The 12365-nt window shown below is 62.7% G+C and carries 11 protein-coding genes; 7 read left to right on the top strand and 4 right to left on the bottom strand.

From position 1 onward, the window contains the following. The first annotated feature begins 315 nt into the window (after positions 1-315). From JQ609_RS00755 to JQ609_RS00740, 4 genes are all read left to right on the top strand, one after another. Positions 316-2052 carry an adenylate/guanylate cyclase domain-containing protein gene (locus JQ609_RS00755; protein WP_212271670.1) on the top strand — a complete coding sequence of 579 codons (1737 nt, stop codon included), beginning with the start codon at positions 316-318 and terminating at the stop codon, positions 2050-2052. Between the two features lie 318 nt (positions 2053-2370). Beyond that, entirely contained in the window at positions 2371-2616 is a 246-nt protein-coding gene (locus JQ609_RS00750; protein ID WP_212271669.1) for a hypothetical protein, read from the top strand. Between the two features lie 450 nt (positions 2617-3066). After that, complete coding sequence (locus tag JQ609_RS00745) at positions 3067-3324, top strand: hypothetical protein (protein ID WP_192736607.1); 258 nt, start codon at positions 3067-3069, stop codon at positions 3322-3324. A gap of 493 nt (positions 3325-3817) precedes the next feature. Then, positions 3818-4018 carry a cold-shock protein gene (locus JQ609_RS00740; protein ID WP_027539571.1) on the top strand — a complete coding sequence of 67 codons (201 nt, stop codon included), beginning with the start codon at positions 3818-3820 and terminating at the stop codon, positions 4016-4018. Positions 4019-4156: 138 nt separating this feature from the next. Here JQ609_RS00740 and JQ609_RS00735 read toward each other — a convergent pair whose 3' ends face one another. Both JQ609_RS00735 and JQ609_RS00730 read right to left on the bottom strand, forming a co-directional pair. Beyond that, positions 4157-4807: a hypothetical protein gene (locus tag JQ609_RS00735; protein ID WP_409411151.1), complete on the bottom strand. Its 651-nt coding sequence runs from the start codon at positions 4805-4807 to the stop codon at positions 4157-4159. Positions 4808-4949: 142 nt separating this feature from the next. Further along, on the bottom strand, positions 4950-5411 hold the full coding sequence (locus JQ609_RS00730; protein ID WP_212001390.1) for an Lrp/AsnC ligand binding domain-containing protein: 462 nt from the start codon (positions 5409-5411) through the stop codon (positions 4950-4952). 114 nt (positions 5412-5525) lie between these two features. On the opposite strand from JQ609_RS00730, the gene putA reads away from it, so the two are divergent. From putA to JQ609_RS00715, 3 genes are all read left to right on the top strand, one after another. Beyond that, on the top strand, positions 5526-8537 hold the full coding sequence (putA, locus tag JQ609_RS00725) for a bifunctional proline dehydrogenase/L-glutamate gamma-semialdehyde dehydrogenase PutA (protein WP_212271668.1): 3012 nt from the start codon (positions 5526-5528) through the stop codon (positions 8535-8537). 98 nt (positions 8538-8635) lie between these two features. Beyond that, positions 8636-9841 carry a CaiB/BaiF CoA-transferase family protein gene (locus tag JQ609_RS00720; RefSeq protein ID WP_212211948.1) on the top strand — a complete coding sequence of 402 codons (1206 nt, stop codon included), beginning with the start codon at positions 8636-8638 and terminating at the stop codon, positions 9839-9841. 21 nt (positions 9842-9862) lie between these two features. Continuing rightward, the gene (locus JQ609_RS00715; protein ID WP_212211951.1) at positions 9863-10510 is read left to right on the top strand and encodes a glutathione S-transferase family protein; all 648 of its coding nucleotides are present in this window, start codon (positions 9863-9865) and stop codon (positions 10508-10510) included. 5 nt (positions 10511-10515) lie between these two features. Here JQ609_RS00715 and JQ609_RS00710 read toward each other — a convergent pair whose 3' ends face one another. Further along, complete coding sequence (locus tag JQ609_RS00710; protein ID WP_212271667.1) at positions 10516-10683, bottom strand: hypothetical protein; 168 nt, start codon at positions 10681-10683, stop codon at positions 10516-10518. Positions 10684-10766: 83 nt separating this feature from the next. Beyond that, positions 10767-12323, bottom strand: a complete 1557-nt coding sequence (locus JQ609_RS00705) for a hypothetical protein (protein ID WP_212211957.1) — start codon at positions 12321-12323, stop codon at positions 10767-10769. Positions 12324-12365: the final 42 nt, after the last annotated feature.

The raw sequence follows: 12365 nt of genomic DNA, 5'->3' as shown, positions 1-12365 counted from the left end.
GCAAGCCACGGCCGGCCGGCGCTATCCGGTTTGTTGCTATTGTCGGGGGCGTTCGTCACGGCGCTTTTTCTTCGACTCCCGCGGGGGTGTCAACGTTTCGCGGCGGAAAAGACTTGGGTCGCCCCGGCCTAGTGCGCAATTGCGCACGGGGGCCGGGGCCCATAGCCACCGATTGTGGTAAGGAAAACGACTCCGGCCTCGGCGCCCATCGATGGGCCGCGGAGTATGGGTCCCGGCCTTCGCCGGGACGACGCCGGAAGGTATCGGTAGAAGAAGTTAAGCACTATCATCGCTATTACTCATCCTATGGACCGCATGGCCTCCCTGTCCCCTAAGCAAATCACAGCCACCCTGCGCGGCGTCAGCCTGCGACAGGTCCGCCTGGCCACCGGCGTGGTGCTGTTCGCCTATCTGATCAGCCATTTCGTCAACCATGCGCTCGGCAATATCTCGATGGAGGCCCTGGCTAGCGGAGTCTATTGGCACACGCTGTTCTGGCATTCGCTGCCGGTCACGCTGGTGTTCTATGCGGCCTGCCTCATTCACACCGGGCTCGGCATCTGGGCGCTGTACGAGCGCCGGCAATTCCGCTGGAAGGCGATCGAGCCGCTGCAACTGGTGCTGGGCCTCAGCATTCCCGCGATGATCATCACGCACGTGATCGGCGTGCGGCTCGGCTATTCGCTGTACGGGCACGAGATACTCTACCCGCAAGTGTTCTTTGCGTACTGGATCTCATGGCCGCCGCTCAAGATGTGGATGCTGTTCGCCGTCCTGGTGATCTCGTGGACGCACGGCTGCATCGGTCTGTATTTGTGGCTGCGCATGAAGGCGCTCTACAAGACCGCCGCGCCCTATCTGCTGGCCGCCGCGGTGCTGATTCCGACGCTTGCCATGCTCGGCCTATATCAGGGCGGACGCATCGTCGTCGACAGCGACAGCGCCGAATGGCGGGCCGAGAATCTCAAACCATCCCAGACGGGGACATCGGCCGAAAAGGCCGTGCTGAACCAGATCACGGATTATCTTCTGCTCGGCTACTGGGGCCTGCTCGGATTTACACTGCTGGCAAAGGGCGCCCGCGCCATTCATGAGCGCCGCGGCGGCATGATCAACCTGTCCTATGGCAACGGCCGAACGATCCGGGTGCCGAAGGGCCTCAGCGTGCTCGAGGCCAGCCTGCGCCACAACGTGCCCCATGCCAGCGTGTGCGGCGGCCGTGCGCGCTGCTCCACCTGCCGTATCCGCATCATCGGCGACCACCACGACCTGCCCGCGCCCTCGCAGCGCGAAGCCTTCGTGCTCGGCCGCGTCGGCACGTCGGATCCGTCGATCCGCCTCGCCTGTCAGTTGCGGCCGGCGAGCGACCTCTCCTTTTTCCAGCTCTTCCTGCCGCACACCATGTCGGCCGACGCACCGTCGTCCAGTCCGACGCGGATCGGCCAGGAGCGTTATCTCGTCAGCATGTTCGTGGACATGCGCGGCTCGACCAAGCTTGCGGAAAAACGCCTGCCCTTCGACACCGTCTTCATCGTCAATCGGTTCCTCGGCGCGGTATCGCAGGCGGTGATCGAAAGCGGCGGCCGGCCGAACCAGTTCGTCGGCGACGGCATGCTGGCGCTGTTCGGGCTTGCTGTGAGCCGACAGGAGGCCTGCCGGCAAGCGCTGCGGGCCGCCGCCATGATCGCCGCCAATGTCGACGAGGTGAACAAGTTCCTGGAACATGATCTGCGCGAACCGATCCGCTTCGGTATCGGCATCAATGGCGGCGAGGTGATCGTCGGCGACATCGGCTACCGCGACCATATGGTGTTCACCGCGCTCGGCGATCCCGTCAATGTCGCCGCACGCCTGCAGGACATGACCAAGAGCCTTTCCTGCGAGGTGGTGATCTCGGACGAGGTTCGCGCCGCCGCAGGCCTATCCGCCGACGCGCTGCCGCAACATGAAGTCGAGATCCGCGGCCGCAACGAGCCGATGATCGTACGCAGCGTGTCGGATGCGAAGGAATTGTCGGCGCTGATCGACGACGTGACGCCTGCCGCGGCGTGATGGCGATGTAAGCCGAAGTCGTAGGGTGGGCAAAGGCGCGTTGCGCCGTGCCCACCATTCTCTCGTACGAATGCCGTGAGGATGGTGGGCACGCTTCGCCCACCCTACGATCTACGATTCCATTCGCGATCCTCACTTTCCCTGAACAAGCATTCAGAAAATTCTGCCCGATCGAGACGCCGTTTTCTCGAACCCGCTTTTTGGCGCGTACGACTGATCGGCGATGGGTCAGACTGAAACTGAAACCCAGACTGAAACTGAAACGATCAACCCGCGCCAGGACAAGATGTCGACGCGCATCATTGAAGGAGAAAGACCATGCGTAAAGTTGCTCTCGCTCTCGCCGCCGCCACTTCCCTCGGCGTTATGGCGCTGGCTCCCACCACCGCTTCGGCGTGGCATCACCACCACCATCACCACGGCCATCACCACCACGGTCACTGGGGCCACGGCCACGGCTTCCGCATCGGCTTCATCGGTGGCGGTTATGACGGCTGCTACGTGACCCGCCGGGTGTTCACCCCGTACGGCGTAGTCCTCCGCACCGTCAACGTCTGCTACTGATCGAAGCACTCATTCGGTTCAGAAACCCCGGTCGCCCAGCGCGGCCGGGGTTTTCTGTTGTGGGCGCGGTTCAGACGAAGCGAAGCAATCCATCTCGCGACGTGCGAGACGATGGATGGATTGCTTCCGCCTTCGCTCGTTGAGCTACGGCGGACAAGTCGTCGCTTCGCTCCTCGCAATGACGAAGTTGGATGTCAATCCTCGCGCAACGCTCCATTAACGACGTTGAATCCGGCGCAGCCGGCGCCGCCTAGCCCATCGCGGCTTTCCGTTGTGTGATCTGTTTCACATCTGAACAGCCATTCAGGTAGTTGTCCGCAATGTAATGCGGCTTTCTCGAACCGGCTTTCTCGCACGCACGACTGATGGGCGATGGGTAAGACTGAAACCTGAACGATCAACCCGCGCCAAGACAAGATGTCGATCGCGCTTCACTTCCGGAGAAAGACCATGCTTCGTAAAGTTACTCTCGCTATCGCTGCCGCCGCCACCCTCGGCACCATCGCAATGGCTCCGACCGCCGCGTCGGCGAAGCCGGTGCACTGGCCCGCCTTCCCGCATCACCACCACCATGGCCATCATCATCATCACCACGGCTTCGGCTTCAACGTCGGCTACATCGGTGGCGGTTACGACGGCTGCTACGTGAGCCGCCGCGTGTACACCCCGTACGGCGTTGTGTTCCGCACTGTCAACGTCTGCTACTGATCGAACCACAAATTCGGTTCAGAAACCCCGATCGCCCAGCGCGACCGGGGTTTTCTGTTGTTGCAATGTAAATGTGAGAATGAGTTTTGGGCGCGCCCGAGGTGACAAAGATGATGATCATCAAGGTCTGTGTATGGTGGATTATCTCACCGCGAACGACTGAAACGAACGGCGGATGAAGGCGCGGATGCTCCCGCTCGGCGCGTCTATTTTGTGGAGAGCCCCCTCCCCCGCACGCCAGGCGAGGGAGGATTTCTGGTCAATCCCGCCATCGACGAGGCTGGCGCCGGCCACGATTTCGCCGCGTCAAATGAGCGCGAAACGGGCAAAACGGCGGAAATACGGTGCGATATGGCGGATTTTTGCGGATTCCGTGGTGCCGTTTGCGCTACCCAGTCCGCCACAACCCGCGTATCCTGAAGTCTCGGGCATGCCCGGTATGTGCGGGGACCGGCGGCTCGGATATTTTTTTGATTCCGCGGAGACGACGTGAATGGCTAAAGGTACGGTGAAGTGGTTCAACCCGACCAAGGGTTATGGATTTATCCAGCCCAGCAACGGCGGCAAGGACGTTTTCGTTCACATTTCGGCAGTTGAGAAAGCTGGGCTTTCGACGCTTAACGAAGGGCAGACCGTTGAATACGAAGAGATTGCCAATCGCGGCAAGACTTCGGCCGAGAACCTCAAGGTTTAGCGCTACCGCGCGATCGGCAACGGCGCGCTCTCGGAACTAATCCGGGAGCTGGGCTTGAAAAAACTCTCAAAAAACTGTGAGCGTTCGGCGGAGCGAGCACCGTAGTTGCTCGTACTCTTTTTTGGGCCGACCGGCCGCTCAATCTTCCTTCACCCATTTCTCGACCGGCATGACGTCCGGGGGCTGCAGATAGCCCCGCGGCCAGAGGTCGACGACCCATTCGGCCTTGGTTGCGCGGTCGACCAGTACCGCGGTGTTGTGCGGCGTCTGCAGCACCAGCGTATTGCCGCGATAGCGGGGATCACCGATCGCGTGATGTTTCAATAGCCCCCAATCCCGCAGCACCAGTAACAGGCTGGTGGTATTGCGGGTGGTGTCCCAGCAATCGTAATTGTGCTTGTCGTCGAAGTAGCGGAAATCCGCTTTCGCCACGCGCTTGTTGGTGCCGAGGATCGGTCCCATACGGCGATCGAACCACACCACGGCCTTCTGCACCGCCGCGCGTTCGGCCACGGCCGACCCACGGCCGGCAGCCATTATCTGCGTCAGCGCGGTGCGGTCTTGCGGCGTGAACTCCAGTATCTGGCGGCGCCGGCAGACGAAGCCGTAACAGACCGTCATCGAATTCGCCGACGGCGGATAGATCGACACCGACGTATAGAGGTCGGCGACCGCCGAACTCATTTCGGCCGCTTCGGAAGGCGCGCCTGATAACGCCGCCCCGACAACGCCAAGCACGCCCGCAAGCCGGGCAAACGTCTGGCGCAACGCTCGATCGGCGTCTCTCATGATCCCGGCTATCCAAACCATGGCGGTGCCCGAGAATTAGCGCGTGCCTTTCACGCTGCCAAGTTGCAAAGATCGCCACCCGTGGAACAGGCCACGGCTATTTTTGGCGTGGTGCGTTTTGGTCACGGTTGTTTTGTTGGCGCTACCCGACCGGCAACGGCGCGTCGCGCTTGACCTCTTCCATGACGGCGTAGGTCCGCGTTTCGCGCACCCCCGGCAGCGCCAGTAGGGTCTCGCCGAGAAAGCGTCGATAGGCCGTCATGTCGGCGAGGCGGGCCTTCACCAGGTAATCGAAGCCGCCCGCCACCATGTGGCATTCCAGCACTTCCGGGGCCGATTGCACCGCTTCAGCGAAGCGCTCGAAGACATCGGGCGTGGTCTTGTCGAGCATTACCTCGACGAACACCAGCAAGCCCAACCCCAGCCGATGCGGATTGAGCCGGGCACCATAACCCTCGACAAAGCCGTCGCGCTGCAGCCGCTTCAGGCGCTCGCCGATCGAGGTCGGCGACAGCCCGATCCGCTCGGCCAATTCGACATTCGCAATACGGCCATCCCCCTGAAGAATAGAGAGGATTTTGCGGTCTATCTTGTCAATTTCCATCGTTTACCCGGTCACCTCTGCCATTTTCCGAACTTCCTAAGGCAAAATCGCGAATTTGTCTATCGAACTACGGTTGCAGCAGCGGTAAATTGGGTTAGACCCGAGGGAATCACCATGCCGGACCGCCCACCGCCTCTCCCGCCCTTCGACGCGGCCTACGCGCCCGATGATTCGAAAATCGCCGCCCGGCTGCTCGCCACCGCCAAACTGAGCGGCGAGCAGGAGGCACGGATCGACCGCACGGCAACGCGCCTGATCGAAGCCGTCAGAGCCAATGACGATCCGCTCGGCGGTGTCGAGGACATGCTGCGCGAGTTCGCATTGTCGACCAAGGAAGGCCTCGCGCTGATGGTGCTTGCGGAAGCGCTGTTGCGGGTGCCGGATGCGCGCACCGCCGACCAGTTCATCGAGGACAAGCTCGGCCAGGGCGACTTCGTGCATCACGAGACCAAGTCCAGCGCCTTCCTGGTCAACGCCTCGGCGTGGGCGCTCGGCATGTCGGCGCGGGTGATCCAGCCCGGCGAGACGCCGCAGGGCACCATCGGCCGGTTGACCAAGCGGCTCGGCGCACCCGCCGTGCGCGCCGCAACACGCCAGGCGATGCGGCTGATGGGCAGCCATTTCGTGCTCGGCGAGACCATCGAGGCCGCACTGGCGCGGGCCGAAGCGCATGCATCGCGCCACCGGCGCTATTCCTTCGACATGCTCGGCGAAGGCGCACGCACCGCCGCCGACGCCGCGCGCTATTTTGATTCCTATGCACGCGCGATCGATGCGATCGGCCGCACCGCCAACAATCGTCCCCTGCCCGATCGGCCGGGTATTTCCGTCAAGCTCTCGGCGTTGCATCCGCGCTTCGAAGCGGTCAGCCATTCACGCGTGATGAGCGAACTGGTGCCGCGCCTGATCGATCTGGCGCGACAGGCCAAGACCTTCGACCTGAATTTCACCGTCGACGCCGAGGAAGCCGATCGGCTGGAATTGTCGCTCGACGTGATCGCGGCGGCATTCGCCGATCCATCCCTGGCTGGCTGGAACGGCTTTGGGCTCGCGATCCAGGCCTATCAGAAGCGCGCGCGCGAGGTGATCGACCATGTCGACGGTCTCGCAAAAAACCTGAACCGACGCATGATGGTCCGGCTGGTGAAAGGCGCCTATTGGGACACCGAGATCAAGCGCGCGCAGGAGCGCGGCCTCGAGGGTTATCCCGTATTCACCCGCAAGGCGATGACGGACCTGAACTACGTCGCCTGCGCGCAGCAATTGCTGGGCTTGCGGCCGCGGATCTTTCCGCAATTTGCGACCCACAACGCGCTGACAGTGGCGACCCTCCTCGAACTGGCAAAGGACGAACGCGGCTTCGAGTTCCAGCGCCTGCACGGCATGGGCGAAGCGCTCTATGCCCAGCTCAGCGAGGATCATCCTGACATCGCCTGCCGCACCTATGCGCCGGTCGGCAGCCACCGCGATCTCCTCGCCTATCTGGTGCGGCGCCTGCTCGAGAACGGCGCCAACTCGTCCTTTGTTGCGCTCGCCGCTGACGAGGCTATTCCCGTGTCGACGCTGCTGCGGCGTCCAGCAGATGTGATCGGCAGTGCCGACAAGGCCATGCATCCGAACATCCCATTGCCGCGCGATCTTTTTTCGCCGCAGCGGGCGAACTCGCGCGGGCTGGAATTCGGCGAGCGCGCGGCGCTGGGCCGGCTCGTCGCCGGTGTTGCTGCGGAGACCACGCCGACGGCCGGCGCTATCGCCGATGCGACGCCGGCTGCGGTGAACGCGGCGATATCGGCTGCGCGCAACGGATTCAGGGGTTGGAGCCGGACACCCGCCACGACGCGGGCGCGCGCGTTGGAAAAAGCCGCCGACTTGCTGGAGCAACGCGCGGCGCATTTCATCGCGCTGCTGCAACGCGAAGGCGGCAAGACGCTGGATGACGCGCTGTCGGAACTCCGCGAGGCGGTCGATTTCTGCCGCTATTATGCCGCGCAAGGCCGCGAACAGTTTTGCGACGGCAAGGCCATGCCGGGTCCGACCGGCGAGAGCAATGTGCTCGCCTTACGCGGCCGCGGTGTCTTCGTCGCGATCTCGCCATGGAATTTTCCGCTCGCGATCTTCATGGGCCAGGTCACGGCAGCGCTGATGGCCGGCAACGCCGTGATCGCAAAACCTGCCGAGCAGACTCCCTTGATCGCGGCGGAGGCCGTGCGGCTGCTCCATGAAGCAGGCGTCTCACCCTCCGCACTGCATCTGGTGCAAGGCGACGGCAAGATCGGCGCGGCGCTGGTGGGACACCCCGACATATCCGGTGTTGTCTTCACCGGCTCGACCGAGGTGGCACGATCAATCAACCGCACGCTCGCTGCCAAGGACGGCCCGATCGTGCCGCTGATCGCGGAGACCGGCGGCATCAATGCGATGATCGTCGATGCCACCGCGTTGCCCGAACAGGTCGCCGACGACGTCGTCACCTCGGCGTTCCGCTCGGCCGGCCAGCGCTGCTCGGCGCTACGGCTGCTGTTGCTCCAGGACGACGTCGCCGATCGCATGATCGAAATGATCGCCGGCGCCGCCCGCGAACTCCGGATTGGTGACCCCTCTGATCCTGCAACCCATATCGGGCCGGTGATCGATGCCGAGGCCAAGCAACGCCTGGATGCACATATCGCGCGCATGAAGCAGGACGCGCAGGTGCACTTTGCGGGCACCGCACCGGAGGGTAATTTCGTCGCGCCGCATATCTTCGAACTGTCCGATGCCGGGCAACTTAGGGAAGAAGTGTTCGGTCCGGTGCTCCACGTGGTGCGCTACCGTGCCGACCGGCTCGCCGCCGTGCTGCAATCGATCGAGCGTTCCGGCTACGGACTTACGCTCGGCATTCATTCCCGGATCGACGATACCGTGGACGACATCATCGACGCTGTTCAGATCGGCAATATCTACGTCAACCGCAACATGATCGGCGCCGTCGTCGGCGTGCAGCCGTTCGGCGGCCATGGCCTCTCCGGCACCGGCCCCAAGGCCGGCGGCCCGCATTATCTGGCGCGGTTTGCCACCGAACAGACGGTCACCGTCAATACCGCGGCGGCCGGCGGCAATGCAGCCCTGCTCTCGGGCGGGGAGTAGTTGCATCCCGCGCCCAAATGGCGTTGAAGTTTCAGCGCGCACGGCATGCAATATTCCAGCGGAAGAAAAATCAACAGGGTTACGGGAGCGGCATCGAGATGGAAAAAGGCATTTTTGACGGCCTCAAGGTTCTGGACTGCGCGAGTTTCATCGCAGCCCCCGCGGCCGCCACCGTGCTGTCCGATTTCGGCGCCGACGTGATCAAGATCGAACCGCCGGTTACCGGTGATCCCTATCGCAATTTGCCGAATCTGCCGGGCTACCCGCACAGCGAACACAATTTCGCGTGGATGCTGGAAGCCCGTAACAAGAAGAGCCTGGCGCTCGACCTGACGAAGCCGGAAGCGCAGGCGGTGCTCTACAAACTGGTCGCCGAGGCCGACGTCTTCATCACCAACATGCCGCCTCAGGTCCGCACCAAGCTCGGCATCACCTGGGACCATCTGGCGCATCTCAACGACCGGCTGATCTATGCGTCGTTCACCGGCTATGGCGAAAAGGGCGAGGAAGCCAACAAGCCCGGCTTCGACTCTAACGCCTATTGGGCGCGCTCGGGGCTGATGGACCTGGTGCGCGCGGATGAACACACCACGCCAGCGCGATCGATCGCCGGAATGGGCGACCACCCCTGCGCGATGGCGTTTTACGGCGCGATCGTGACCGCGCTGTTCAAGCGCGAAAAGACCGGCAAGGGTTCGCACGTCAGTTCCAACCTGATGGCCAACGGCGTCTGGGCAGCCTCGGTGCTGGCACAGGCCAAACTGGTCGGTGCCAAGTTCGGCGAGCGGCGGCCGCGCGAGCGCGCGCTGAACGCGGTGACCAATCACTACCAGTGCAAGGACGGCCGCTGGCTGATCCTGTCGCTGCTGAACGAGGACCGGCAATGGCCGACACTGGCGCGCTGCCTTGAGCGTGAGGATCTGGTGAGCGACCCGCGCTTTGCAACCAAGAAGGATCGGCACGCGCGCTCGCTGGACCTGATCAAGATCTTCGACGAAATCTTTGCCGGCAAGGACCTCGCCGAATGGCGCAAGATCCTCGACGGCAACGGGCTGGTGTTCGGCGTCGTCGGCATCCTCGACGACATTCCGGGTGACCGGCAGATGATCGAGAACGAAGTGCTGGTGCCGTTCGAGAACGACACCATGATGACCATCAGCAGCCCGATCTGGGTCGACGGCAGCAAGAAGGTCCAGCCGCGCAAGCCGCCCGGCCTCGGCGAGCACAGCGACGAGATTTTGCGCAACGCCGGCTATGACGAGGCTGCGATCAAGAAGTTGCGCGCGTCCGGCGCGGTGGCGTAAGCCTGCGGAAAAGATAGCGGCATGACTACCTACCGACTGCATTACTTTCCAGAGTCCGGAAACAGCTACAAGCTTGCGCTGATGCTGACCCTGTGTGGCCAGACCTTCGAGCCGGTCTGGACCGATTTCGGCGGCGGCATCACGCGGTCAGCGGAATGGCGGCGCACGGTCAACGAGATGGGCGAAATCCCGGTGCTGGAAGAGGACGGCGTCCGTCTTACCCAGACCGCGCCGATCCTGCTGAAGCTGGCGCGGCAGTTCGGCCAGTTCGGCGGCGAGACCGAACAAGAACAGTTCGAACTCCTGCGCTGGCTGTTCTGGGACAACCACAAGCTCACCGGCTACATGGCCTCATACCGGTTCATGCGGACGTTCATTCCGTCTGGCGATCCCGTGGTGCTGAAATATTACCGCAAACGGCTCGACGACTTCCTGGGGATTCTGGAAACGCACTTGCAACGCGATGCGTTCGCGATCGGCGCACGGCCGAGCATCGCCGATATTTCCATGATGGCCTATCTGCATTATCCGAGCGACGAGACTGGATATGATTTTGCGGTGAGCCACCCGGCCATCAGCGCCTGGCTTGGCCGCATGGCTGATCTGCCCGCCTGGAAGTCAGCCTACGATTTGCTGCCCGGCAAGCGGCTGACGCATTACGCGAAATAAGGGGCTCAGCGATTCAACCAGGCCCACGCGATGCCAAAGACGATCACACCGGCAATCACCGTGACCGCAATCGCCCAGGTGCTGACGCGGACGTTGCTGATGACCTCGCGCTTGGCTTCGTTCTCCGCGATCTCGCGATTCCGCTGCCTGTTCTCCTGGTCGGAAGAGCTCATCGCCGGTCCCCGCTCGGTTGGTGCTGATGCCTTGCACACCTTAGCATCAAACGATGACGCGCATCGGTGCTCATGCCGGCCGGCTACCGGCTCTTCACAAAACACATGCCCATGCGTGCGGTCGTGCCGCTGATTTGACAGGCCAGCCCCTCGGCGCAGGTCCAGCTGCGAAAACTCGCGTCGTTGCTGGCGGCCGTCTTGCCCGGAGCGTAGCAATGCGCACCCCAGCCATCGCTATATTCGGTGCCCACCAGTTCCGTGCTGCCGCGCAATTGCGGACGGCTGGCAAAGCCCCGGGAAAAATCCGGCGTCTTGCCATCCCGCACGGCGGTGAGGATGTCACGGCGGCGAACCTGGTCGCCGAAGAAGTGCGGCGACGCCGGAACGACCGTTGAATTGGAAGGATTGACCGCCATCCAGTCGACGCCGGGAAAATGAAATCCGCCGATGCCGCGCGTCTGGTGGCACCCGGAACAGGTGACATCGTTCAGCCGCCGCTCAAAGCCGCCGGCCGAGCGGATGTTTTGCAACTTTATACCGCCGGCAGCGGCCTTCTTCAGTGCCGTGACGACGTCAGCTTCGCTGAACACCGCCTTAGCCCCTTCGCCCTGCATCAGGCCGAATTCAGGCTGCAGGTCGGACGCGTCAAATCCAACCGGCGTTGCGGCGATGGCGCTGTTGGCAAGGAATTTTTCCGGGATCAGCACCGCGCCGGAATCGAATGCTGCCAGATGTTTCGGCTCCAGCAGCCATGACTTGAATTCGCGCCCGAGCTTGTCGTCAGCCAGAATGCGGTCGCGGTCGATCTGGTTCTCCATCGGAGCTTCCCGAAATTCCCGCGCCGCGGCGTTGTAGCGAAACACCTTCAACAGATAATCGGTGCGGAAATCCCGCATTGCAGATTTCGGCGCATGCACGATCTGAAGGTTGGTCTCGATGCGATCGATGTTTTCGTAACCGAGCAGATCGAGTGGACCGTTTTCATCCAGCAGATTTTCCGCGAACGGCGCACCGGTCAGCGACAATTCGGCTGCGGCGAGCCAGCGCTTTGCGATTTCGGAACAGGTGACGGGTTTGCCGTTACGGTCAATCCCATCGCGGGCCTTGGCTTTCAGCACGAGATTCAGCGTCATCGGCAGACGGGGCAAAATTGCCCTGTCGTCGGTCCCCGGCGTTTTCATTCGCGTCAGCCGGTAGATCAGCCGGATGTCGCCGCAGCTGGCCTCGTCGACATAGGCGCGGTCCATGCGGTTGACGATGCCCGCCAGCACGAAACGGGTGTCGCTGGCATCAAGCTGGGTGTGGTCGAACAGTTGAAAGGCAAAGCCAGCGCCAACGCCGATGGTTTCGTTCGGCAGGCCATTTTTGTGTCGCGCAATGTAACGATCGAACTCGGCGTCGATCGCCTGCCGAACCGGGACCATCGACGGCAGGGTGAATAGCTGGCCGCTCGTGAGCGGAACATCGGCCGACCGCTCCGGCCACAGCAGACGGCCGATGCCGAACCTGCCACCGTCGAGTTCGCGCAGCGCCAGGGGATCCGTTATCGCGGTCCCGCGCTCCAGCGGCGCGGCGGACGCCGGCAATGCGCCGCACACCAGGGCGAATAGGATGACAAGAAATCGCAGCGCGCGGCTCATGCCTTCACTAACACCGCGCGAAGTGGCCTATTCAAGCAAAAA

The sequence above is a fragment of the Bradyrhizobium sp. AUGA SZCCT0169 genome (assembly GCF_018130085.1).
GTDB lineage: Bacteria > Pseudomonadota > Alphaproteobacteria > Rhizobiales > Xanthobacteraceae > Bradyrhizobium.
This window is presented reverse-complemented; position numbering and strand designations above follow the sequence as displayed.